The 24,294-nt window shown below is 72.1% G+C and carries 20 protein-coding genes; 15 read left to right on the forward strand and 5 right to left on the reverse strand.

The window, feature by feature from the left end:
• Positions 1-142 precede the first annotated feature (142 nt).
• Positions 143-1,324, reverse strand: a complete 1,182-nt coding sequence (locus tag Cba03nite_RS00305; RefSeq protein ID WP_203740293.1) for a cytochrome P450 family protein — start codon at positions 1,322-1,324, stop codon at positions 143-145.
• Between the two features lie 228 nt (positions 1,325-1,552).
• Between Cba03nite_RS00305 and ppdK the strand changes: the two genes are divergently transcribed.
• The 3 genes from ppdK (at position 1,553) to Cba03nite_RS00320 (ending at position 7,816) form a co-directional block, all read left to right on the forward strand.
• On the forward strand, positions 1,553-4,180 hold the full coding sequence (gene ppdK, locus Cba03nite_RS00310) for a pyruvate, phosphate dikinase (RefSeq protein ID WP_203740295.1): 2,628 nt from the start codon (positions 1,553-1,555) through the stop codon (positions 4,178-4,180).
• Positions 4,181-4,328: 148 nt separating this feature from the next.
• The gene (locus tag Cba03nite_RS00315) at positions 4,329-4,679 is read left to right on the forward strand and encodes a VOC family protein (RefSeq protein ID WP_203740297.1); all 351 of its coding nucleotides are present in this window, start codon (positions 4,329-4,331) and stop codon (positions 4,677-4,679) included.
• A 293-nt stretch (positions 4,680-4,972) separates the two neighbouring features.
• Positions 4,973-7,816, forward strand: coding sequence for a glycoside hydrolase family 9 protein (locus tag Cba03nite_RS00320; RefSeq protein ID WP_203740299.1), 2,844 nt, complete (start codon positions 4,973-4,975; stop codon positions 7,814-7,816).
• Between the two features lie 161 nt (positions 7,817-7,977).
• On the opposite strand, the gene Cba03nite_RS00325 is transcribed toward Cba03nite_RS00320, so the two are convergent.
• Both Cba03nite_RS00325 and Cba03nite_RS00330 read right to left on the reverse strand, forming a co-directional pair.
• Positions 7,978-9,114 (reverse strand): DUF1996 domain-containing protein, encoded by a 1,137-nt coding sequence (locus tag Cba03nite_RS00325; protein WP_203740301.1) that lies wholly within the window; start codon positions 9,112-9,114, stop codon positions 7,978-7,980.
• A gap of 26 nt (positions 9,115-9,140) precedes the next feature.
• Positions 9,141-9,866, reverse strand: a complete 726-nt coding sequence (locus Cba03nite_RS00330) for a DUF4142 domain-containing protein (protein WP_203740303.1) — start codon at positions 9,864-9,866, stop codon at positions 9,141-9,143.
• A gap of 292 nt (positions 9,867-10,158) precedes the next feature.
• On the opposite strand from Cba03nite_RS00330, the gene Cba03nite_RS00335 reads away from it, so the two are divergent.
• Genes Cba03nite_RS00335 through Cba03nite_RS00345 form a run of 3 tightly spaced genes read left to right on the forward strand, consistent with a single transcriptional unit; the run spans position 10,159 to position 13,094 of the window.
• Entirely contained in the window at positions 10,159-11,112 is a 954-nt protein-coding gene (locus Cba03nite_RS00335) for a 4Fe-4S domain-containing protein (protein ID WP_203740305.1), read from the forward strand.
• Positions 11,109-12,377, forward strand: a complete 1,269-nt coding sequence (locus Cba03nite_RS00340) for an NAD(P)/FAD-dependent oxidoreductase (RefSeq protein ID WP_203740307.1) — start codon at positions 11,109-11,111, stop codon at positions 12,375-12,377. Before Cba03nite_RS00335 ends, Cba03nite_RS00340 begins: the two co-directional genes overlap by 4 nt.
• 54 nt (positions 12,378-12,431) lie before the next feature.
• On the forward strand, positions 12,432-13,094 hold the full coding sequence (locus Cba03nite_RS00345; RefSeq protein WP_203740309.1) for a hypothetical protein: 663 nt from the start codon (positions 12,432-12,434) through the stop codon (positions 13,092-13,094).
• A 102-nt stretch (positions 13,095-13,196) separates the two neighbouring features.
• On the opposite strand, the gene Cba03nite_RS00350 is transcribed toward Cba03nite_RS00345, so the two are convergent.
• Positions 13,197-14,585: a carbohydrate-binding protein gene (locus Cba03nite_RS00350; RefSeq protein ID WP_203740311.1), complete on the reverse strand. Its 1,389-nt coding sequence runs from the start codon at positions 14,583-14,585 to the stop codon at positions 13,197-13,199.
• 199 nt (positions 14,586-14,784) lie between these two features.
• Here Cba03nite_RS00350 and Cba03nite_RS00355 point away from each other — a divergent pair, with 199 nt between their 5' ends.
• The 3 genes from Cba03nite_RS00355 (at position 14,785) to Cba03nite_RS00365 (ending at position 17,101) form a co-directional block, all read left to right on the forward strand.
• A complete protein-coding gene (locus Cba03nite_RS00355) occupies positions 14,785-15,057 on the forward strand; it encodes a hypothetical protein (protein WP_203740313.1) in 273 nt (90 codons plus the stop codon).
• Positions 15,054-15,815, forward strand: coding sequence for a hypothetical protein (locus tag Cba03nite_RS00360; RefSeq protein ID WP_203740315.1), 762 nt, complete (start codon positions 15,054-15,056; stop codon positions 15,813-15,815). Before Cba03nite_RS00355 ends, Cba03nite_RS00360 begins: the two co-directional genes overlap by 4 nt.
• 68 nt (positions 15,816-15,883) lie before the next feature.
• Positions 15,884-17,101, forward strand: a complete 1,218-nt coding sequence (locus Cba03nite_RS00365) for a deoxyguanosinetriphosphate triphosphohydrolase (RefSeq protein WP_203740317.1) — start codon at positions 15,884-15,886, stop codon at positions 17,099-17,101.
• A gap of 104 nt (positions 17,102-17,205) precedes the next feature.
• On the opposite strand, the gene Cba03nite_RS00370 is transcribed toward Cba03nite_RS00365, so the two are convergent.
• A complete protein-coding gene (locus Cba03nite_RS00370) occupies positions 17,206-17,976 on the reverse strand; it encodes a hypothetical protein (RefSeq protein ID WP_203740320.1) in 771 nt (256 codons plus the stop codon).
• A 55-nt stretch (positions 17,977-18,031) separates the two neighbouring features.
• On the opposite strand from Cba03nite_RS00370, the gene dnaG reads away from it, so the two are divergent.
• The 6 genes from dnaG (at position 18,032) to Cba03nite_RS00400 (ending at position 24,285) form a co-directional block, all read left to right on the forward strand.
• On the forward strand, positions 18,032-19,882 hold the full coding sequence (gene dnaG / locus Cba03nite_RS00375) for a DNA primase (RefSeq protein ID WP_203740322.1): 1,851 nt from the start codon (positions 18,032-18,034) through the stop codon (positions 19,880-19,882).
• Entirely contained in the window at positions 19,882-20,400 is a 519-nt protein-coding gene (locus Cba03nite_RS00380) for a hypothetical protein (protein ID WP_203740324.1), read from the forward strand. The genes dnaG and Cba03nite_RS00380 overlap by 1 nt, the downstream gene beginning before the upstream one ends.
• 266 nt (positions 20,401-20,666) lie before the next feature.
• Positions 20,667-21,581: an ABC transporter ATP-binding protein gene (locus Cba03nite_RS00385; protein ID WP_203740455.1), complete on the forward strand. Its 915-nt coding sequence runs from the start codon at positions 20,667-20,669 to the stop codon at positions 21,579-21,581.
• Positions 21,581-22,333: an ABC transporter permease gene (locus Cba03nite_RS00390; RefSeq protein WP_203740326.1), complete on the forward strand. Its 753-nt coding sequence runs from the start codon at positions 21,581-21,583 to the stop codon at positions 22,331-22,333. The genes Cba03nite_RS00385 and Cba03nite_RS00390 overlap by 1 nt, the downstream gene beginning before the upstream one ends.
• A 10-nt stretch (positions 22,334-22,343) precedes the next feature.
• The gene (locus Cba03nite_RS00395) at positions 22,344-23,165 is read left to right on the forward strand and encodes an ABC transporter permease (RefSeq protein WP_203740328.1); all 822 of its coding nucleotides are present in this window, start codon (positions 22,344-22,346) and stop codon (positions 23,163-23,165) included.
• Between the two features lie 163 nt (positions 23,166-23,328).
• A complete protein-coding gene (locus Cba03nite_RS00400) occupies positions 23,329-24,285 on the forward strand; it encodes a hypothetical protein (RefSeq protein WP_203740330.1) in 957 nt (318 codons plus the stop codon).
• Positions 24,286-24,294 lie beyond the last annotated feature (9 nt).

A 24,294-nucleotide genomic window follows, 5' to 3' on the forward strand; every position in this document is an offset into this window, starting at 1 on the left:
CTGTGATATGGCTCACATCATGTCCGTATTGCTGGCATTTACCCCTACGGGCTGACCGCATTCTGCGCCCGTTTTATGCAATCAAAGCTCCCTTCAGGCTGCCAAAACAGCACTAAACGGAGCTTTGATCTTGAGGGTTTTTTCAGTGCAGCATGACGGGCAGCCGATCCAGGCCGCGTAGCAGCGCTCCGGGACGCCATGCCAGCTCGTCCAGCGGCTGCGCCGCGCGCAGCTTCGGGAAGCGCTCCAGCAGGCCGGTGAACGCGATCTGCCCCTCCAGCCGGGCCAGCGGCGCGCCCAGGCAGTAGTGGATGCCGTGGCCGAAGGCCAGGTGCTGGTTGTCCGTGCGGGCCGGGTCGAAGCGCTCCGGGTCCGCGAACGCGGCCGGGTCGTGGTTGGCCGACAGCAGGCTGATCATGACGACCGCGCCGGCCGGGACGGTCACCCCGTCGAACTCCACCGGCTCGGTCGCCATCCGGATGGTGGACGTCTTCACCGGGCTCTCGAAGCGCAGGAACTCCTCGATCGCGGGGGAGAGCTGCTCGGGATACGCGCGCAGCTGCGCCATCCGGTCGGGGTGACTCAGCAGCAGGTAGACGCCGTTGCCGATGAGGTTGACGGTGGTCTCGTGGCCGGCGAGCAGCAGCAGGAACACCAGCGAGGTCAGCTCGTCCTCGGAGAGCCGGTCGCCCTCGTCAGCCGCCGAGATCAGGCCGGACAGCAGCGCGTGGTCGGGCTCGGCGCGCTTGCGCGCGATCAGCTCGCGCACGTAGTCGTTCATCGAGGTGGCCGCCGCCAGCGCGTCGCCCTGTGCGAGCGCGCTCGCGATGATGGTGTTCGACCAGGTCCGGAAGCTGTCCCGGTCGTCGATGGGCACGCCGAGCAGCTCGCAGATGACCTGCAGCGGCAGCGGGAACGCGTACTCGCCGATCAGGTCGACCTCGTCGCGCCCGGCGAAGCCGTCGAGCAGCTCGTCGGAGATGCGCTGCACGTCGGGGCGCAGGTCGGCGATGCGCCGCGCGGTGAACACGGAGGAGACCAGCTTGCGCAGCCGGGTGTGGTTGGGCGGGTCGGCGCTGAGCATGTGCGAGTCCATCGCCTTGCGCAGGTCGTCCGGCCAGCCGCCGCTGGTCCGGACCGGGGCGTCCTTGATGTTCTTGCTCAGCCGGGGGTCGTTGAGCGCGCGGCGGGCGTCGTCGTAGCGCGTGATGAGCCAGGCGTTGAGGTTCGGGCCCAGCGGGATCTCGTGAGCCGGGCTGTCCTCGCGCAGCCGGGCGTTGATCGGGTGCGGATCGGACGTCGCCTCAGGACCGAACGGATGCATGCTGGAACGTTACCAATCGATGTCCGGTTTCGATGCCCCGTGCGAGTGAACGGCGGGTTGCCCGGTTCGCCCCACGGATGCGCGGTGTTGCGCGTGGAAACGCTCCCGGAAAACCGTACGAACGGCACAAGTGTCGATACCTGTGCCATACGTCACCAGCTCCTCCTAAATTCCCTGACCGGCCGTTAAGGTCCGCGCAAGACTGGTTGTCGAGGAGTGGGGGTCACGATGACGAAGTACGTGTACGACTTCGCCGAGGGGAACAAGGACCTCAAGGACCTGCTCGGCGGAAAGGGCGCGAACCTCGCCGAGATGGTGCGTCTCGGGCTGCCGGTCCCGCCCGGCTTCACCATCACCACCGAGGCGTGCCGGGAGTACCTGGCCGCCGGCCGCCCGCCGGACGAGCTCGCCGCGCAGGTCGACGCGCATCTCGCCGCGCTGGAGGCCACCATGGGCCGCCGCCTGGGGGAGCCGGCCGACCCGCTGCTGGTGTCGGTACGCTCCGGCGCGAAGTTCTCCATGCCCGGCATGATGGAGACGGTGCTCAACGTCGGGCTGACCGACGCCAGCGTGCACGGGCTGGCCGCGCGCAGCGGCAACGAGCGCTTCGCCTGGGACTCGTACCGCCGCCTGATCCAGATGTTCGGCAAGACCGTCTGCGACGTGCCGGGCGAGGCGTTCGAGCACGCCATGGACCGGGTCAAGGGCGAGCGCGCCGACGTGGACCTCACCACCGAGGAGCTGCGCGGCCTGGTCGGCGAGTTCAAGGCCATCTTCGCCGAGCACACCGGGCGCGACTTCCCGCAGGACCCGCGCGAGCAGATGGACCTGGCGACCAACGCCGTCTTCGACTCCTGGAACGCCGAGCGCGCCGTGCTCTACCGCCGCCAGGAGCGCATCCCGGCCGACCTGGGCACCGCGGTGAACATCGTGGCGATGGTCTTCGGCAACCTCGGCCCCGACTCGGGCACCGGCGTGGCCTTCACCCGCGACCCGGCCACCGGCGCGCGCGGCGTGTACGGCGACTACCTGGCCAACGCCCAGGGCGAGGACGTGGTGGCCGGCATCCGCAACACGGTGCCGCTGCAGGAGCTGGAGCAGCTCGACCCGAAGTCGTTCGCCGAGCTGATGGCCATCATGGCCACGCTGGAGGGCCACTACCGCGACCTGTGCGACATCGAGTTCACCATCGAGGCCGGGCGGCTGTGGATGCTGCAGACGCGGGTGGGCAAGCGCACCGCGGCGGCGGCGTTCATCATCGCCTCGCAGCTCGTCGACGAGGGCATGATCGACCTGGACGAGGCGCTGCGCCGGCAGAGCGGCGCCCGGCTGGCCCAGCTGATGTTCCCCACTTTCGACGACAAGGACGTGGGCGAGCCGCTGGCCAAGGGCATCGCCGCCTCGCCCGGCGCGGCCGTGGGGCGGGCCGTGTTCGACAGCGCCCGCGCGGTGGAGGAGGCGGCGAAGGGGGAGAAGGTCATCCTGGTCCGCCGGGAGACCAACCCCGACGACCTGCCCGGCATGATCGCCGCGCAGGGCATCCTGACCAGCCGGGGCGGCAAGACCTCGCACGCCGCCGTGGTCGCCCGGGGCATGGGCAAGACCTGCGTCTGCGGCGCCGACGCGCTGGAGGTGGACACCGCCGGCAAGCAGGTCACCGTCAACGGGACCACCGTGCGCGAGGGCGACCTGATCTCGATCGACGGCACCTCGGGCGCGATCTTCCTCGGCGAGGTGCCGGTGCAGCCCAGCCCGGTGGTGCGCTACTTCGACGGCGACCTGGCCCCCGACGCCGACCCGCTGGTCGCGGCGGTGCACCGGCTGCTCACCCGGGCCGACGAGCGGCGCCGGCTGGGCGTACGCACCAATGCCGACACCGGGGAGGACGCCGCCCGCGCCCGGCGCTTCGGCGCGCAGGGCATCGGGCTGTGCCGCACGGAGCACATGTTCCTCGGCGAGCGCCGCGCGATGGTGGAGCGGCTGATCCTCGCCGACGGGCCGGACGAGCAGCAGCACGCGCTCGACGCGCTGCTGCCGCTGCAGCGCGACGACTTCGCCGAGATCTTCCGGGCCATGGACGGGCTGCCGGTGACCATCCGGCTGATCGACCCGCCGCTGCACGAGTTCCTCCCGCCGCTGGAGGAGCTGGCCGTCGCGGTGGCCACTGCCGAGACGCCCGACCCGCATCAGGAGGCGCTGCTCGCGGCGGTGCGCCGGATGCACGAGCAGAACCCGATGCTGGGGCTGCGCGGCGTACGCCTCGGCCTGGTCATCCCCGGCCTGTTCGGGATGCAGGTGCGGGCCATCGCGCAGGCGGCGGCGAAGGTCCGCGGCGAGGGCGGCGACCCGCGTCCGGAGATCATGGTGCCGCTGGTCGGCGCGGTGCAGGAGCTGGAGGCGGTACGCGCCGACGCCGAGCGCATCCTCGCCGAGGAGGGCACGGCGGGCACCCCGATCGGCACGATGATCGAGGTGCCGCGCGCCGCGCTGACCGCCGGGCAGATCGCCGAGGCGGCCGACTTCTTCTCCTTCGGCACCAACGACCTGACCCAGATGGGCTGGGGCTTCTCCCGCGACGACGTGGAGGGCTCGTTCTTCAGCCGCTACCTGGAGCTGGGCGTGTTCGGGGTGTCGCCGTTCGAGACGCTGGACCGCGACGGCATCGGGCGGCTGGTGCGCATCGCCGTGCAGGAGGGGCGGCAGGCGCGGCCCGACCTGAAGATCGGGGTGTGCGGCGAGCACGGCGGCGACCCGGAGTCGGTGCGCTTCTTCGACGAGGCCGGGCTGGACTACGTGTCGTGCTCGCCGTTCCGGGTGCCCGTGGCGCGGCTGGAGGCCGGTCGCGCGGCGCTGTGACCTGCGAGAGGTTAAGAAGGGCACCTTCTTATACGCATAGCGTTAAGAAGGTGCCCTTCCTTTCTTCGGGTGGGGTTTGCGGGTGGTGGCAGGAGGGAATCGGGGGGCGTACGCTTTCGGCACTCTGTCCACACCGGAGGAGGCGGCGATGGGGCTGCGCTGGCAAGGCACCGCGGTGGACGCCGGAGACCCGGCGCGGCTGGCTCGGTGGTGGGCGGAGGTGCTGCACTTCCAGATTCTGGAGGAGCGGCCTGACGCGGTGTCGATCGCGCCGGACCAGGGTGAGTATCCCGGGATGATGTTCGTGCGGGCGCCCGACGCGAAGGTGGGCCGTAACCGGCTGCCGCTGGAGCTGGACAGCGACGACCTGGTCAGCGACATCGAGCGCCTGATGGACATGGGCGCGCGGCACGTGCCCGCGCAGCCGGCGGGCGCGGGGTGGACGCTGCTGGCCGATCCGGAGGGCAACGAGTTCCGGCTGTTCCCGCCGCGCCGCTGAGCGCCGCCGAAACTTTCACCGTGCTGTTCGATCACCACGGTTCGGTGCCCGTGAATATGGGAGCGTTTCCATAGGTCAGCGTGTTGTCGCTGGTCATCGCCGCTTCACATGGCCGCAACATCGGGCTACATTGTCCAGCAACCGTGGGAGCGCTCCCGAGCCTCCCGCGAGGACTGCCCGATCCCACCGGGCCCGGAGCGCCGCGCCGGGCGGGGACGGACGCGCCCACGTCCGGCTCCGTGCACCGCCGTCGCCGCGCCATGGGTCCGGCTCCACGTACGAGGAGTCACTCCATGCCCGACGCACGTCCCCGCTGGGCCCGCCGCCTGGCGGCGACCGCGGCGGCCGCGCTGACCGCGGCGGCGTTCGCCGTCGCGGTCAGCCCCGGACCGGCCGCGGCCGCACCGACCTTCAACTACGCCGAGGCGCTGCAGAAGTCGCTGTACTTCTACGAGGCGCAGATCGCCGGCCCGAAGCCGTCCTGGAGCCGGGTCTCCTGGCGCGGCGATTCGGCCATGAACGACGGCTCCGACGTGGGCCTGAACCTCACCGGCGGCTGGTTCGACGCGGGCGACCACGTCAAGTTCGGCTTCCCGATGGCGTTCACCACGACCATGCTGGCCTGGGGCGCGGTGGAGTACCGCGACGGCTACGTCGCGTCCGGGCAGCTCCAGGCCCTGCTGAACAACCTGCGGGTGCCCAACGACTACTTCATCAAGGCGCACCCGTCGGCGAACGTGCTCTACGGCCAGATCGGCAAGGGCGACGACGACCACAAGTGGTGGGGCCCGGCCGAGGTGATGCCGATGGCGCGGCCCGCGTACAAGATCGATGCCACCTGCGGCGGCGCGGACCTGGCCGGGGAGACCGCGGCCGCGATGGCCGCCTCGTCCATGGTGTTCCGCCCGACCGACCCGACCTACGCGGACACGCTGCTCGCGCACGCCAAGCAGCTCTACACGTTCGCCGACACGGTCCGGCAGACCTACCACTCGTGCATCACCGACGCGACGAACTTCTACAAGTCGTGGAGCGGCTACACCGACGAGCTGGTGTGGGGCGCGATCTGGCTCTACCGGGCCACCGGCGACGCGAGCTACCTGGCCAAGGCCGAGGCCGCGTACGACAGCCTGGGCACCGAGCCGCAGAGCACCACGCGCTCGTACAAGTGGACCATCGCCTGGGACAACAAGCAGTTCGGCGCGTACGTGCTGCTGGCCAACCTGACCGGCAAGCAGAAGTACATCGACGACGCCAACCGGTGGCTGGACTACTGGACCGTCGGCGTCAACGGCGAGAAGATCCGCACCTCGCCCGGCGGCATGGCCGTGCTCGACAGCTGGGGCGCGCTGCGCTACGCCGCGAACACGTCGTTCGCCGCGCTGGTGTACAGCGACAAGACCACCGACACGGTGCGCAAGGCCCGCTACCACGACTTCGCGGTGCGGCAGATCAACTATGCGCTCGGCGACAACCCGCGCAGCTCGTCGTACATGATCGGCTTCGGGGCGAACTCGCCGAAGAACCCGCACCACCGCACCGCGCACGGTTCGTGGTGGGACAGCATGACCGTGCCCGTCGAGACCCGGCACGTGCTGTACGGCGCGCTGGTCGGCGGGCCGTCCTCGCCGGACGACGCGTACAAGGACGAGCGCAACGACTACGTGATGAACGAGGTCGCCACCGACTACAACGCGGGCCTCACCTCCGCGCTGGTCCGGCTGACCAAGGAGTACGGGGGCACCCCGCTGGCCGGGTTCCCGGGCGTGCAGGCGCCGGACATGGATGAGATGACCGTGGAGACCACGCTCACCGCCGACCTGCGGGAGACCCGGGTCAAGGCGATCGTCTACAACAAGTCCGCGTTCCCGGCCCGCGCGCTGACCACGGCGAAGTTCCGCTACTACTTCAACCGTGACGACGCCAGCCCGGTCGTGGTGACCTCCGGCTACACCCAGGGCTGCCCGTCGCCGAGCACCGCGAAGCAGGCGCAGGGCAACCTCTGGTACGTCGAGGTCGACTGCACCGGCTACACCATCGCGCCCGCCGGGCAGTCGCAGCACCGGATGGAGGTGCAGTTCAAGGTCGGCGTCGGCGAGGGCGGCACCTGGAGCGCGGCCAACGACCCGTCGTACCTGGCCACCGCGGGCGTCAACCGCAACGTGCCGCTCTACCACGGCGGCGTGAAGATCTGGGGCAACGAGCCGAGCACCACCCCGGACACCACCGCGCCCACCGCGCCCGGCACCCCGAGCGCGTCCGGCGTCACCAGCACCGGCCTGACGCTGGCCTGGGCGGGCTCGACCGACACCGGCGGCAGCGGCCTGGCGGGTTACGACGTCTACCGCGAGGCGGGCGCCACCGACGTGCTCGTCGGCTCGCCGAGCGCGGCGGCGCTGTCGCTGACCGGGCTCACGCCGAGCACCACGTACACCTTCTACGTGGTGGCGAAGGACGGGGCGGGCAACCGTTCGGCCGCCTCGACCCCGGCGAGCTTCACCACGCTGGCCGCCGACCCGGTCGACACCACCCCGCCGAGCACGCCCGGCACGCCGGTGGCCTCGGCCGTCACGCAGACCGGGGCGACCCTGACCTGGGCCGCGTCCACCGACAACGTGGGCGTGACCGGCTACCGGGTCTACCGGGAGGCCGGGGCGACCGACGCGCTGCTGGCCACGGTCACCGGGACGACCTACAGCGTGACCGGGCTGACCGCCGCCACGGCGTACCAGTTCTACGTCGTCGCGGTCGACGCGGCCGGCAACGCCTCGACGGCGTCGAGCGCGGTGTCGCTGACCACGCTGCCGAACAACCCGGGCGGGTCGTGCCAGGTCACGTACTCGACGAACGACTGGAACAACGGGTTCACCGGCAACGTGACGGTGAAGAACACCGGCACCACCACCATCAACGGCTGGACGCTGCGGTTCTCCTTCACCGCGGGCCAGCAGGTCACCCAGTCCTGGTCCTCGAAGTACACCCAGACCGGGGCCGACGTGGCGATCAGCAACGAGGGCTGGAACGGCACCCTGGGCGCCGGGGCGTCCACGTCGTTCGGCTTCAACGCCACCCACACCGGCAGCAACCCGCGGCCGGCGGCCTTCACGCTCAACGGCGCCACCTGCACCATCGGGTGACGCCCACGGCCCGCGCCGCCGCCAGGGGGTGGCGGCGGCGCGGGCGGCGCGGTCCGAGCCCAAGCGGACCGACAGGGGGTACGCGGGTGCGGCGCGTACCCCCTTTCACCCACCCCGTCGGGCGAGGGGTGGGGTGGGGCGGACGCCGCTGCGAAGCGGGGTCAGCAGCGGCGGCCGCGGTTGATGCAGTCGGTGGCGAAGGTGATCAGCTGGGCGGGCATCACGTTGGCGAAGTCGGCGTGGTCGGTGAGCGGGTTGTGGTTCTGCTCCGGGAACGTGTCCAGCGCGAACGAGCGCCCGCGCGGCACGGTGTAGGTGAGCGTCATCCGTAGCTGCGCGATCGGCTTGGTGCCCTCCGAGCAGCGGCCGTCCGCCGCCGGGAAGATCACGTGGGCGCGGTGGTTGGCGCTGTCCGTGTTGACGCCGTCCCAGCAGCTCGGGAAGTCCAGGATGCGCTGCACCTGGCTGCCGCGCGGGCAGAGCGGGTACTTGGTGGTGCGCCGGTTGGTGAAGCCGGTGCACGTCCACTGCGCCCTGGCGTTGGCCGGGCCGTTCGTCACCGCCTTGGCATCCCCCATGATCAGCCGCAGGAAGCGCGGCATCTCGGCGACCTTGGCGAAGCGGTTGCCCCGGAACTCCAGGCGCACCGACGCCGGGGTCAGGATGCGGCCGACGTTGCCGTCCTTGCCGCCGCCGTCGGCCTCCGCGTCGCCGCCCACGGTGCCGCGCACCCGCAGCACCGGCCAGTAGTACGTGGAGCGGTCGTCCCGGCGGCAGGTGGTGCCCGCCGCGGCCAGGCTCTCGTTGGTCGAGTTGCCGTCGGCGGACAGGTTGCCCACGTAGTCGTGGGTGTGGTGGGCGCCGTTGAAGACTCCCGGCGCGACGATGAAGTTGTCGGGGTTGCGGTGGTTGTTGACGTTGCGGCCGCAGAGCGAGATGAACGTGCCCACCGAGCCCTCCGCGGTGGCGCGCCGGTTCTGCACGTTCGGCGCGACCGAGCGGATGTCGACGTAGTCCGCCGCGGCCGGGTCACCGGTCGGGGCGTGGCAGCGGGCGGGCGGGCGCGAGCGGCGGCACTCGGCGTCCGGGCCCTGGTCGTTGGGGATGCGGGCGGCCGCGGCGAGCGCCTCCGGCACCGCCGCCGAGGGCTGCGCCGCCGGGTCGCCCGAGCCGGTCGCCGCCTGCGAGATGTGGGCGATGGTGGCCCAGACCGTCGCGGCCACCAGGACGATCACGGCCGCGAGCAGGCGCCGGCGGGGCTCCCAGCGATGCCGGGGGATGTGTGTGCGGGGTGCCATCGGAGGTTCCCTTCGGGGAGGACGGGTCAGCGCGGACGCCAGACCCGGGCGGCGGTGACCGTGCCGACGGCGAGCGCCGCGACCAGGACCAGCCAGATGAGGGGTTGGGGCGGGCCGCCGACCCGGTTGCGGGCGGCGGGGACCGGGGCCGCGGCCGGGGCCGGGGCGGTGGGCAGCGAGCCGTAGTCGACCAGGCCGCTGCTCTCCAGCAGGGTCATGTGCTTCATCACGACGGTCACGGCCTGCTGGGCGAACTCGCGGATCACCTGGTTGCGGGTGCCGGCCCGGACCCCGGCGACGACGCCGAAGACCTTGCCGTGGGCGGCGCGCAGGCGGGCCACCCAGACCCGGTCGTACGCGTCGCCGCGCAGCGCGGAGAACTCGTCCAGCCAGCCCTGCTGCTCGGGGCTGGGTTTGTCGGGCAGGGCCACGCCGAGCTTGGCGGCGACCCGGCGCACCTCGACGTCGAGCTTGAGGTGGTCGGTCATCAGGTGGTGGCCGATGTCCTTGATCCGCTGGTCGCCGGCCCGCTCCTGGGCCTGCTGGCCGGCGGGGGCCTCCCACAGGCCGGCCAGCCGGACCCGGACCAGCAGGTCCCGGTCGGCGGGGCCGAGCGGCCCGAACTCGTTGAGACTCCAGCCGGGGGGCAGGTCATCGGCCGCGGCGGCCGGTTGTGCCGCGGCGACCGGGCCGAGGGCGAGCAGCACGGCGGCGGCGAGCGCCGCGGCGCGGAAAAGGTGCCCGGTATTCATCCGATGCCCTTCCGTGGTCGGTTGAATACACCATGCGCATGCCTTATGGCAGCGACGGAAGCCTATGCTCAGCCCGCGCTGAAGAGTCAATACCGGTAGGCAATGTTAAGTAGCTATTAGGGTCCGCATAGGACCCACCTAAAAAAGTGTGCCCAGTTCGCAGGTGGCGTCCGCAATGTGAGTCGGTGTATTGACTTTGCCTCTTAAATTGCCGAAGGTTTCGACCGAAAGGGATTGCGGAGTCTATTCGCGATACCGGAGACGCCTATTCGAGAAGAGTAGCGGGGCGGTCATGGAGAGTGTGCACGTCATTGCCGCGACAGTGGGATTCACCTCGTTCGGCCTGCTCTGGCTGTCGGTGCTGGGCGGCGTGGCCCTGCGCAACGGCTGGGGCCTGACCCGGCTGCGCCAGCCCGTGGCGTACGCCCTGCACCAGGGCGTCGCGCTGACCGGGCTGACCCTCGGGCTGGTGCACGGCCTGGCCCAGCTCGCCGTGCCGAACGGCACCATCGCCGTGGTCGAGGTGATCATCCCGTTCGTGGACGCGCACGACCCGATCGGCACCGGCGCCGGCGTGCTCGGCCTGGAGCTGGTGCTCGCCGCCGCGATCTCGATCGTCATCCAGCGCCGGCTCGGCTTCAGCCGCTGGCGGGCGGTGCACACGGCGACCTACGCCGGGTTCTTCCTGATCTCGGCGCACGTGCTGGTGTCCGGCTCGGACATCGGGCCGTGGTGGGTCTGGGGCACCGTCTACACGCTCTGGCTGGGCACCGTGGCGCTGTGGTTCACCACGCTGCCGAAGCGGTCCCTGCGCGCCGAAGGGCCGACGCTCGTCGCGACCGGCCCGGCGCAGATCAACGGCAACCTGCGCGTCGACGTCGACCCGGTGCGGTGTGCCCGGTTCGGCTTCTGCGAGCAGGAGGCCCCGGAGGTGTTCAGCCTGCAGGGCGACGGCCGCCTGGACTACACCGCCGCGCCGCCGGTGACCCGGCTGGACGACGTGATCCGCGCGATCGAGATCTGCCCGGCCCGCGCGATCAGCGTGCGCCACTCGTCGGCGGGCGGCCCGGCGCCGCGCACCCCCGCCCCCACCACGCCGCAGGTGGTGCGGCAGCGCACCCGTACCAACACCTTCGAACCCGCGACCGAACTGGACGAGTACCGCCAGGCGCGGGGCCGGCACAGCCGGGCCCAGCACCACGCGGCCGTCCACCGCGACGAGCTGACCGACGAGGAGCAGCAGTGAGGCATCGTGCCGGTGACCTGGACCGGATCGTCATCGTGGGCGCCGGCCGCGCCGCCGTGGCCGCGGCGGAGGAGCTGCACCGCCTCGGCTTCACCGGTGCGATCACGATGCTGGGCGGCGAGGCGCACCCGCCGTACCACCGCCCGGCCTGCTCCAAGGGCCTGCTGACGGGGCGGCAGCGGCCCGCGGACGCGCACCTGTCGTTCTCGGCGCCCGTCCGCTGGCTGCCCGGCCGGACCGCGGAGGACCTCGACGTCACCCGCCAGATCGTGTACACGCAGACCGGCGAGGAGTTCGAGTACGACGGCCTGATCGTGGCGACCGGCGCCAAGCCGGTGAGCCCTCCCGGCTGGCCGGTCGGCGAGCCCGGCCTGCACGTCCTGCACGACATCGAGGACGCGTTCGCCCTGGCCGGCGCCCTGCGCGAGGCGCGCCGGGTGGCCGTGGTGGGCGCCGGGTTCACCGGCTGCGAGGCCGCCTACGTGGTCAGCTCGCTGGCTCGCGAATGCGTGATCGTCGACTCGAACCCGCAGGTCATGACGCGTGCCGTGGGAGCGGTCACGGGCGGGCTGGTGGCCGACTCGATGCGCCACGAGGGTGTGCGCATGCGGCTGGGCCGCCGGGTCCGCACGGTCAGCCGGAGCCGCCGCGGCTGGCGGCTCGATCTCGACGACGGCTCCCACGTCGACGCCGACGTGGTGATCTCGGCGCTGGGCGAGCGGCCCGACACGAGCTGGTTCACCGCGCGCCACGCCGACACCGGCGACGGCCTGCTCTGCGACGAGAGCCTGCGGGTGCTCGGCGTGAACCGCGTCGTCGCCGCCGGAGCCGTCGCCCGCTGGCCCAACCCCTGGTACGGCGACGCGCCCGGCCGCTGCGACCAGTGGATCGCGGCCCTGGAGCAGGGGCAGGCCGCCGCCCGGACGCTGCTGGCCGGGCAGCGGCCCGCCCCCGCCGCGCCGCTGCAACCGCGCTACTGGTCCGACCTGTTCGGACTGCGCATCCAGGTCTGCGGCCGGCTCGACGGCGCCGACGACGTCGAGGTCACCGAGCTGCGCCCCGGGCGCCGCGACATCGCGCGCGGCGGGATGGTCGCCGTCCACCTGCGCGACGGGGTGGCCCGCGGCGTCGTGGCCGTCAACGCGCCGCGGCAGTTCACCACGCTCGCGCGGGAGATGCGCGCGGCGGGTCCCGTGGCCCGGCCGCGAGTGTCGCTGCCCGCGGCGCAGACCTCACATCAGCGCCGGCTGAGCCTGGTCGGCTGATCCGAACCCCGCCCCGGCGGCCACCCGGCCGCTCGACCCGAGGAGGAAAGCTCGATGCACCGAAGGGTTAGCACCGCGCTCGCGGTGACGCTGCTGTCGGCGTCGCTGGCCGGGCTCACCGCTTGCCAGGGCCAGCTGCGAGAGGGCGCGGCCCCGCCCGCGACGCCCGCGCCGATCCAGCTCAAGCCCGGGGAAGACGCCGCGGCCGAGCTGGTCGCGGCGGTCGGCACGCCGACCGGGCAGCTGCGCGCGAAGAAGATCGCCAAGATGGGCTCCGTCGTCACCGACGGCGAGGGCTGGGTGCTCTACCGGTTCGACAAGGACAGCGCCGACCCGCCGGAGTCGCGCTGCTCGGGCGACTGCGCGGCGGTCTGGCCGCCGGTGCTGGTCGACGAGAACCTGGAGCTGACCGGCCTGAACGCCGACCTCGTCGGCACGGTCGAGCGGGAGGACGGCTCGACCCAGGTCACCCTGGCCGGCTGGCCGCTCTACCGCTACGTCGGCGACCTCAAGCCCGGCCAGTGGAAAGGCCAGGGCGTCGGCGGGGTCTGGTTCGTGGTGGCCCCGGACGGCAAGAAGAACCTGAGTTGCCTGCCCAAGGGCACCCCCAAGGCGGTGCCGCCGCCGTCGGCCGCGCCCGAAACGTCGCCCGAGCCCGGCGCGTCGCCCGCCGCTGACGCCTCGCCCTCACCCGAGCCCGGCGGGTACACCTACTGACGAGACCGCAACTTCTGGGATGCGGAGGCAACCCAGAAGTTGCGGGCCCTGCGGCATGACCTGCCGCGGGCGGCCGAGCCACCCGCCCGCGGCACCGCGCGGTCAGCGCCGGAAGCGGAACCAGTCGACGTTGACGTAGTCGCTGGGCTGGCCGGACGTGAAGGTCAGGTAGACCGTGTGCGTCCCGGTCACCGCGCCCACGTTGGCCGGCACCTCCCGCCAGCTCGTCCAGCCGCCGGTGTTGGCGATGGCGAAGCTGCCGGCCGGCGCGTTGGACAGGCTGTCGATCCGCACCTCGACCAGGCCGCTGATGCCGCCCGCGGCCCCGGACGCGACCCGCGCCACGAAGTCCAGCGGCCGCGTCGCGCCGAAGTTGACGCCGTCGAACCGCAGCCAGTTGCCGTTGTTGAGGGCGCCCACGTAGTAGCTCTCGTAGATCGTGGTGCCGGACTCGGCGTTGCGGCTCTCCGCCTGGATGTTGGCGTACGCGTCACGGTTGCCCGCGGGCGGCGGGCTGGCCGGCGGCGACGACGGCGGCGTGGTGCCGCCCGTGGTCTGGTAGACCGCCACGTAGTCGACCCGCATCGGCTGACCGGACACGGTGCTGCCGGTCGGCGTCGCCGAACCAGCCACGCCGTTCGGGAACGCGCCGCCCATGGCGACGTTGAGCAGCAGGAAGTAGCCCGCGTGCGAGGTCATGTTGGACCAGTACGAGCCGACCTGGCTCTGGTTCACGGTGTGGTAGAGCGTGCCGTCGACATACCAGCGCAGCTGCTGGGCGCTCTCGTTGGTGCGGTCCCACTCGAACCGGTAGGTGTGGAACGCCGACTGGCAGCTGCTGCCCGGGCAGGCGCGGCTGGCGCCGAGGCCGTTCGTCTCGTTGCACGGCCCGCCGGGGTTCACGCCGCAGTGCAGCACGCCCCACACCGAGTTGATGCCGTTGACGTTCTCCATGATGTCGAACTCGCCGACCCCGGGCCAGTTCTGGTAGTTGCCCCGGTAGGGGGCGCCCAGCGCCCAGAACGCGGGCCAGTAGCCGGCCGCCGCGGCGCCGGTGACGTTCGGCATCTGGATGCGGCCCTCGATGCGCAGCACCCGCCCGGCGGCGGGCTTGAAGTCGGTGCGGACCGTCTCGATGCGGGACGAGGTCCAGCTGTTGCCGTTGCGGATCGGCGTGATCAGCAGGTTGCCCGCGCCGTCCTGCCGGACGTTGCTCGTGCTGTTGGTGTACGTCTGGATCTCGCCGGTGCCCCAGTTGGCGGGGCCGCCCGGATACTGCGTGCCGGTGTCGATGATCCAGTTGCTGGACGACGGCAGCGTGTTGTTCGCGCCGTTGAAGTCGTCACTCCAGACCAGCGACCAGCCCGAGGGCGTCGCGGGCAGCGAGGCCTCGGCGGGCAGCGCGGTGACGGCCGCCGCGGTCGCGGCGATCACGAAGGCCAGGCCGGCGGAGCCCGCGGCCAGCCTTCTCGCGGAGAATCGTCTGCTCATCAGGGCATTCCTCCATGGGGGACGGGAGCGGTCCGCGCGCCGGGGAGGGGCGGCGCGGGCGGGCGGACCGGTCCGTGGCGGGTGTTGTGAGAGCGCTCTCTTGCCCACCCACTTAACGTCCCCGCAACACGAATGTCAATAACCGTCGATGCCAAGGTGGGGTACCCAGGTACTTGGGTACCTGAGTACCCTGGAGGTCATGAGCGAGCGACGGCAGGCGCCGCTGAAGGTGGACCCCGAGATCGACGAGCTGATCTCGCAGGGTGCGCACTTCCTCGGCCTGACGAAGAAGGACTTGGTCGCGGAGGCGGTCAAGGACTACTTGGCCGCGCGGCGGGAGGAACTCCACCGGCGGATGACCGAGGCGATGCGGGTGCTCGACGGCAGCACTGCGTCGCGGGTCGCCATGCTGGCAGGCGTCTCCCCGGACGACGTAGAACGCCTCGGCGGCATCGGGAAGCAGGTGGCATGACGCGCGTCCGGCCCACGCTGCGCTGCCTGAAGGAAGATCTGAAGATCGAGCTGCCTCCCGTCGACCGGCTGCTCGACGAGCTCGAACATCCGCTGCTGGCCAAGGCGTCGGAGCAGTTCGCGGACGAGTCCACGCCGCATGAGCGCATCTCCGCGGTCGACGACCAGGTCCTGTTCAAGGTGAAGGTCCAGCGCTGGCGCGGGGCCGTATGGGTCGAGCCCGGTCTGCCGTGGCTGGTCGCGGCGGGCTGGCGAGAATCCGGCAGCGGCGACGACTTCTACGCCGTGCTCGCCTCCGACGCGCGGACCGCGCGCAGCCGCTACAACGCCGAGTACCGGCCCTCGTTGACCACCGAGACCCATACCGCGTACCTGCTGCCCACACACGACGACCGGCTGCGGCACCGGCTGGAGTCGGTCACCCGGTTCGTGCGGCGGCTGGAGGCGCTCGTCCCGGATCTGGTACGGCAGTCGCTGCGTGACGGTCACGAGCGGGTCGCCGAGTTCGACTCGTTCGATCTCGGAGTGCAGGTCCGGGCGGATCGGGGGCATGAGACCTACGTGGCGATCCGGATCAGAGGGTCGGTGCCGGTGAACCTCGTTCCGGTGATCCTCGACATCGTGCCGGGCTGTGACCGCAGCGGGTGGTTCCCTGAGGCCGCTTTGCCGGATCGGTCGCTGCGCGCCGCTGAGCAGGCGTGGTCCAACATCATGGACACCGCGGTGGCGGCGGCGCTGCTGGACTCGTCCGAGGGGTGACCAGGCGGACGGCCGAAGTTCACCGTTGCGCACGTGAGGACGGCGGTCGCGGTCAGTAGTCTTGGTTGATGGTCGATCCCAGCGAGCGGTTCATCCCCGAGCCGGCCAAGGACACCGGCTTCGGGCGCAGCCCCTACGAGCGCGACCGGGCCCGGGTGCTGCACTCGGCCGGGTTCCGGCGGCTGGCCGCCAAGACCCAGGTGCACACGGCGGGCAGCGGCGACTTCCTGCGTACCAGGCTCACCCACTCCATCGAGGTGGCGCAGATCGCCCGGGAGACGGGGGCCCGGCTGGGCTGCGATCCCGATGTCGTCGACGTGGCCGGGCTGGCGCACGATCTCGGCCACCCGCCGTTCGGGCACAACGGGGAGGACGCGCTCGACGAGGTCAGCCGGGAGTGGGGCGGCTTCGAGGGCAACGCGCAGACGCTGCGGGTGCTCACCCGGCTGGAGGCCAAGGTCGAGGGCGCCGGGCTCAACCTGACCCGGGCCTCCCTCGACGCGACCTGCAAATACCCCTGGCCGCGCCGGGAGGGCACCCGCAAATTCGGGGTGTACGCCGACGACCGCCCGGTCTTCGACTGGGTGCGCCTCGGCGCCCCGGACGACGACCGGCGCTGCCTGGAGGCGCAGGTCATGGACTGGTCCGACGACGTGGCGTACTCGGTGCACGATGTGGAGGACGGGCTCTACTCCGGGTTCATCGAGCTGCAGCCGCTGATCATCGACGCCGACGAGCGGGCCGCGCTCTGCGCCGACGTGGCCCGGGTGTACTCGCCCGAGTCCCCGGCGGTGCTGCACGAGGCACTGCTCGACCTGCTCGCCGATCCGGTGGTCGCGCCGCTGGCCGGGTACGACGGCTCGTTCAAGGCGCAGCTCGCGCTCAAGCGGTGCACCAGCGTCCTGACCGGACGGTTCGTGGCGGCGGCGGTCGACGCGACGCGGGACAAGCACGGCGACGGGCGGCTGCGGCGCTACGACGCCGACCTGATCGTGCCGTCGGCCGCCCGGATCAGGTGCGCGCTGCTCAAGGGCATCGCGCTGCGGTACGTGATGCGACGCCGGGGGATGGAGCCGTGGTACGCCCAGCAGCGGGAGATCCTGACCGACCTGGTCCGGCTGCTGGCCGACCGGGCGCCCGACGAGCTGGACCCGGTGTTCGCCCCGCTGTGGCGGGCCGCGCCCGACGACACGGCCCGCTGCCGCGTCGTCGTGGACCAGGTCGCCTCCCTGACCGACACCGCCGCCCAGGCCTGGCATCAGCGCCTCACCGCCCCGGGCGACTGACCCGCCGCCGTGGCGCGCTGGGTCGCGCGGGCGGATGGGGAAGATCGCGGGTTCGTGTCAAAAAGTGCGGTCCAGCCACGGGTTCTGACACGAGACGGCGATCTTCACGCCGCCGGAGCCGCCGGAGCCACCGGAGCGGGGTCCGGCGCCGGGTCGGGGTCGGCGGTGGCGGAGGTGAGCGGCGGGAACAGATCGAGCACGTCGAGGGCGCGGGCGGCGAGCAGGCGCTCGCGCTCGGCGGCGTCGCGCCGGACGGTCCGGTCGACCCACCACAGGTGCACCGCGGCCGCGGCGGCGAACAGCGCCAGCGCGACCAGCACCACCGGCCAGCCGTCGAGCACACCGCTGACGGCGAGCGCGCCCGCCGCCGCGAGCAGGGTGCTGTTGACCAGGCCGATGGTCGCGGCGAGCCCGACCGCCTGGCGGCCGCGCCGGCTGCCGGCGGACGGCTGCAGCAGTCCCGCGTCGTCGAGGGTGGGCAGCAGCACGTACGGGGCGAGCTGCGGCGCGCGCCGGACCAGGTACGTGCGCAGCGCCTCCTCGGCGACGGCGTAGTTGCGCCCGGCGTTGCTGAACCGCAGCTGGCGCAGGAACACCGTCGGGCCCATGAGCAGCACCAGCAGGGCGAGCGCGGCGACGGCGCCGATCCGCACGTTGGCGTCGATGCCGCTGCCCAGCACGCCGGCGGACACGGCGGCCACGCCGGTGGCGATGACCAGGAAGAAGTTGTAGCGGTTGTGCGCCTGGTCGCTGATCGCGCGGCGGGCTTCGCCGAGCTTGGCGTACTCGGCGAGCGCGACGGTCAGCTCGATGTCGTCGGTGGCGCGGCGGGCAGGCTCGGGGGCAGCGGCGGGGGTGAGGGTGGGGTGGGCCACGATCGCACGGTATCGGCTGTGCGCCCGCCGGGCACCCCCTGGCAGGATGTAGCGCATGGCCGGGGGTCGGATCCGCGATGAGGACATCGCGCTCGTACGAGAGCGCAGCTCGATCGTGGACGTGGCCGGTGAGCAGGTCACGCTGAAGAACGCGGGCGGCGGCAACCTGAAGGGGCTGTGCCCGTTCCACGACGAGAAGACGCCGTCGTTCACCGTCTCGCAGGCGCGCAACGTGTGGTTCTGCCACGGCTGCGGCGAGGGCGGCGACGTGATCAACTTCGTACAGAAGATCGATCACCTGTCGTTCATCGAGGCGGTGGAGCGGCTGGCCGACCGGGCCGGTCTGGAGCTGCGCCGGGTCGAGGGCGGCCCGGCCCCGGCGCGCCCGCAGGCCGGCCAGCGGCAGCGCCTGGTCGCCGCGCACGTCGCGGCGCAGGAGTTCTACGCCGAGCAGCTGCTGACGCCGGGGGCGCGGGCGGCGCGGGAGTTCCTGGCCGAGCGCGGGTTCGACCGGGACGCGGCGCAGCGCTACGGCTGCGGGTTCGCCCCGGCGGAGTGGGACCTGCTGGTCCGCCACCTGCGGCAGAAGGGCTTCAGCGCGGCCGAGATGGAGACCGCGGGCCTGGCCCGCCCGGCGCGCTCGGGCAGCCTGGTGGACCGGTTCCGGCGGCGGCTGCTGTGGCCGATCCGGGACGTGTCGGGCGACGTGATCGGGTTCGGCGCGCGCAAGCTGTTCGACGACGACGACGGCCCGAAGTACCTGAACACCCCCGAGACGCCGCTGTACAAGAAGTCGCACGTGCTCTACGGCATCGACATGGCCAAGCGGGAGATGGCCAAGCAGGGCCGGGCGGTGATCGTCGAGGGGTACACCGACGTCATGGCCTGCCACCTGGCCGGGGTGACCACGGCCGTGGCGACCTGCGGGACCTCCTTCGGGGCGGACCACATCGGGGTGCTGCGGCGGCTGCTGCTGGACACCGACGCGTTCGCCGGGGAGATCATCTTCACCTTCGACGGCGACGCCGCCGGGCAGAAGGCGGCGCTGCGCGCGTTCGGCGACGACCAGCGCTTCGTCTCGCAGACCTTCATCGCGGTCAGCCCCGACAGCATGGACCCGTGCGAGCTGCGCCTGGCCAAGGGCGACCTGGCGGTACGCGACCTGGTGGCCAGCCGCGAGCCGCTGATCGCCTTCGCGCTGCGCTCCACGCTGGCCCGCTACGACCTGGACACGGTCGAGGGCCGGGTGGCGGCGCTGCGCGCGACCGCGCCGATGGTCGCCAAGATCAAAGATAGGTCACTGCTCACCGGGTACGCCCAGAAACTCGCCGGGGACATCGGCGTCGACGTGGACCAGGTGCGTACGGCCGTGCGCAACGCGGGCACCGAGGGCGCGGCCGTCCCGGCGCCCCGCCCGTCCGCGCTCGCGCCGGACAACCCGCGCCTGGTGGTCGAGCGCGAGGCGCTCAAGCTGGCCGTCCAGCAGCCGGTGCTGGCCGGGCCGGTGTTCGACGCGGTCGACGAGACCCACTACGCCCACCCGCCGTACCGCGACATCCGCGCGGCCATCGGCGCGGCCGGCGGCGCGAGCGCGGGGGTGGCCGGGGCGGGCTGGGTGAACAGCGTGCGCGACGCCTGCCCGGATCTGGCCGCGCAGATGCTGGTCATGGAGCTGGCGGTGGAGCCGGTGCGCTACGACGGCGAGCCCGACTCGGCATACCTGCACGTGGTGCTGGCCCGGTTGCAGCTCGCGGGGCTGCACCAGCGCATCGGCGAGGTCAAGTCGCGGCTGCAGCGCATCAACCCGGTGACCGAGGCCGACGAGTACCGTGCCCGTTTCACCGAACTCGTGGCCCTGGAGCAGCACTCCCGGGCGCTCAAGGAGAAGGCCGCCGGAGGGCTGTGATGAAGTTCCGACTGTTCGGCGGGCGCCGTGTGCTGCCCGTGGAGCGCCGCCCCGAGCTGGACCGGGAGGAGCGGGTGCTGGCCTGGGCGCCGGTGGGCGAGGACGACACGGTCGTCGCGACCAACCTCGGGCTGTGGTGGGGCGGGACCCGCACCGGCTGGCACCGGATCGACAAGGCCGTCTGGGACGGCGAGCACCTGGTGGTGACCCCGGCCGAGCTGGTGGCCGAGCGGGCCGGGTACGACGTGATCGCGGACGGGACGCCGGTGCGGCTGCGGCTGGCCGACCCCGATCACGTCCCGCACCAGGTGCGCCTGCGGGTGACCGGCTCGGTGCGCCACCCGCAGCACTACGAGCTGCCCGGCGGCGGGGTCTGGGTGTTCGCCCGGCGGGTGCCGGGAGCCGACGGCCTGGCCTGGGCGGTCCGCTACGACCAGGGCACCGACGGGGACGATCCGGCCGTCGTCGCCGCGACCGACCAGCTCGTGGCCCAGTCCCAGGGCGACGCCGTCGCCTGACCCACCCGAGCCGCCGCCCGGCAGGCTGGGCCCGGCGTGGCTAGGGCTCGGCGTGGCTGGGGCTCGGCGTGGCTGCCCAAGATCGCTGTCTTGTGTCCAAAAGTGTGGCCTGGCTCCAGGTTTGGACACGAACTCGCGATCATCGCCCGGCGGCCGGGGGACAGGTCGGAGTCGCCGGGTAGGCGGCCGGCCGGTAAACGGGAAAAGGCCGCGAGTTTGTCGGGGCCTGCGGTTAGGGTCGCCGGGTGAGCGAGCAACGGCCCCCCATGATCTACGCCCGCGGCCTCGTCAAACGGTTCGGTGAGTTCACCGCGGTCGACGGGATCGACCTGGAGGTGGCGCCGGGCGAGGCGTTCGGCTTCCTGGGCCCGAACGGCGCGGGCAAGTCCTCCACCATGCGCATGATCGGCTGCGTCTCCCGGCCGACCGCCGGTGAGCTGCGCATCCTCGACATGGACCCGGTGCGCGAGGGCCCGGCGATCCGCGGCCGGCTCGGCGTCTGCCCGCAGACCGACAACCTCGACCCGGACCTGACCGTCTTCGAGAATCTGACGACGTACGCGCGCTACTTCGGCATCCCGCGCCCCGAGGCCCGCCGCCGCGCCGCCGAGCTGCTGGAGTTCGTCCAGCTCACCGAGAAGTCCGGGAGCACCGTCGACCCGCTGTCCGGCGGCATGAAGCGGCGGCTCTCCATCGCCCGCGCGATGATCAACGAACCGGACCTGGTGCTGCTCGACGAGCCGACCACCGGCCTGGACCCGCAGGCCCGGCACCTGCTCTGGGAGCGGCTGTTCCGGCTCAAGCAGCGGGGCGTGACGCTGGTGCTGACCACGCACTACATGGACGAGGCCGAGCAGCTGTGCGACCGGCTGGTGGTGATGGACGCCGGGAAGATCGTCGCCGAGGGCTCGCCGCGCCACCTGATCGAGACGCACTCCACCCGTGAGGTGGTCGAGCTGCGCTTCGGCGACGAGCCGCCCGCGGCGTACGTGGAGAAGCTCGCCGGGATCGGGCAGCGCCTCGACCCGCTGCCGGACCGGCTGCTGCTCTACAGCGACGACGGCGACGGCGCGGTCGACGAGGTGCACCGGCGCGGGTTCACCCCGTCGAGCGTGCTGGTGCGCCGCGCCACGCTGGAGGACGTGTTCCTGATCCTCACCGGCCGGACGCTGGTCGACTGATGGGCACGCTCGCGGTGCTGGAGCGCGCGCTGGTCTCGTACAAGCGGCTCTGGCAGGCCTCGGTCTTCTCCTCGTTCATCCTCCCGGTGCTGTTCGTCATCAGCATCGGCATCGGGGTGGGCGGCTACGTCGGCGACGTCGACGGGGTGAGCTACCTCGACTGGATCGTGCCGGGCGTGCTGGCCTCGACTGCGTTCCAGATGGCGGTGGGCGAGTCGACGTTCCCGGTGCTGGGCGACTTCAAGTGGGTCAAGGGCTACCACGCGATGCGGGCCACCCCGGTCGGCATCGGCGACATGGTCGCCGGATACCAGCTCTACATCGCGTTCCGGGTGATCATCGCGTCGGTGGTGTTCCTCGGGGTGAGCGCGGCGTTCGGGGCGATCCACTCGCCGTGGGTGGTGGTGACGCCGTTCGTGTGCGCGCTGCTCGGGGTCGCGGTGTCCGCGCCGACCAGCGCGTTCTCCGCCAGCATCGAGAACGACAGCTACTTCGCGCTGCTGTTCCGGTTCGTGGTGATCCCGTCCACGCTGTTCGCCGGGGTGTTCTTCCCGGTGTCGCAGCTGCCGGCGCTGCTGCGGCCGCTGGCGTACGCGTCGCCGCTGTGGCACGCGGTCGAGCTGTGCCGGTCGGCCACGCTCGGCGTCGCGCCGCCCTGGCCCGCTGTCGCGCACGTGGCTTATCTGCTGCTCTGGGCGGTGCTGGGGGCTCTGCTCGCGGTGCGCGCCTTCCGCCGACGGCTCTCGGACTGAGGGGACGGACATGGTCACCACGTACGCCGTCACGCAGGCCCTGCGCGGCGGGATCGTCTCCCCGGCGCGGGTCGGTGCGGTCATCAACCGCAACGTCGGGGCGCTGCGCTCCGGTCCCGCGTACTGGATGGTGCTGTTCTCGGGGTTCTTCGAGCCGGTGCTCTACCTGCTGTCCATCGGCATCGGCGTCGGGGCGCTCGTCGGCGACCTGACCCTGAAGGACGGGCAGGTCATCACGTACGCCGCGTTCGTCGCCCCGGCCATGCTGGCGGTTTCGGCGATGTCCGGCGCGCTGGCCGAGACCACCTTCAACTTCTTCTTCAAGTTCAAGTACGTGAAGACGTACGACGCCATGCTGGCCACCCCGCTGCGCCCGGCCGAGATCGCCGCGGGGGAGCTGCTCTGGGCGATGATCCGCGGCTCGCTCTACACCGGGGCGTTCCTGATCGTCATGGTGGCGATGGGGCTGACCTCGGCGGGCTGGGCGCTGCTGGCGTTCCCGGCGACCTGGCTGGTGGGGCTGGCGTTCGGTGCGGTGGGCATGGCGGCGAGCACGTACATCCGCGGCTGGCAGGACTTCGACCTGATCAGCGCGGGCCAGTTCGCCATGTTCCTGTTCTCGGGCACCTTCTCGCCGGTGCAGGACTACCCGCCGGCGGTGGAGGTGCTGATCGCGGTCACCCCGCTCTATCACGCGGTCGAGCTGATCCGCGGCATCACGACGGGGTCACTCGGCTGGGCGATGCTCGGGCACGTGCTCTACCTGATCGTCATGATGGCCCTCGGCCTGTACGTGGCGAGCCGGCGCCTTACCACTGTGCTGTGCCGTTAAACCTGTGCGAGGATGAATGAGCACATGAGCGAGATCAAGCTCATGTGCTCATTTGTTAAGTTCTATTTGTCTGATGTGGATCAGGCGGGTACGTTCTCGGCAACACGCCGCCGGGCGGAGGTGACCGATGCGCCTACGACACCCCGACGGACAGACTGTGCACGTGGCGACCGTCGTGTCCGTCGAGAACGTCAAGGACGTGCGCGCGCTCCTGCGGGCCCTCGACGCACGAGTCGTCCCGCAGCGCCAGCGCCTGTTCGCCGACGTGCTCAGCGTGAGCCTGCGGCTCGGCCCGATCCTCGCCGCCACCCTCGCCTCCTCGCTCGGCCTGCGCCAGCGGCTGCGCCACGAGCTGGCCACGCGGCGGCTGGAGGTGGTCACCCTCGACACCGGCCCGGACGCCATCCCGCCCGACGCGAGCTGGCGCACCTGGTGGATGCATACCCTCGATCTCGCGCGGGTGCTGGTCGACCTGCTTCCCGACGACAGCCACCACGGCTCCGTCTCGACCACGCTGCCCCGCTCGGCCGCCGCGCTCGCCGCCGCACCGGCCCCCGCCCCGGCGGCCGAGCCGGCCCCCGGCGAGGAAGCCACCGCGCAGGGCGCCGCCGACCGCGATCATGAGCTGCATGAGCTGCGCGAACGCGAGTGGCAGGCGGCCACCCGGCTGATGGCCGACCTCAGCGGCGGGCTGACCGAGATCGCCTGGCACACCGGGCGGCTGGTCCGGGTCGCCGTGGAGGCCGCCCCGCAGACGCTGGTCACCGGCTCGAAGGACATCGTCCGGCTGCTGGAACGCGCCGACCCGGCCCGCATCGGCGCCTGCCTGAGCGCGGCCCGGCTCGCCGAGGCGGCCGAGAGCCCGGCCCAGGCGCTCACCCGGCTGCGCCGCTCCCGGCTGTCCGTCGTCAAGCTGCGGCTCGGCGGCCACGCCGACCCCGACCTGGCCGCCACCGGCCGCACCATGCTGGCCGCGGTGCTCGGCGGGGTCCACGCCGAGTGCGACCACCTGGAGGTCGAGGGCACCGAGGAACTCGACGCGGCCCGCGACGAGCTGGGCGCGGTGGGCCTGGACGGGGCGGCCGACCGCCCGATGCCGGGGGTCGGCCGTGCCGTGTGACGCGGAACC

The sequence above is a fragment of the Catellatospora bangladeshensis genome (assembly GCF_016862575.1).
Lineage (GTDB): Bacteria > Actinomycetota > Actinomycetes > Mycobacteriales > Micromonosporaceae > Catellatospora > Catellatospora bangladeshensis.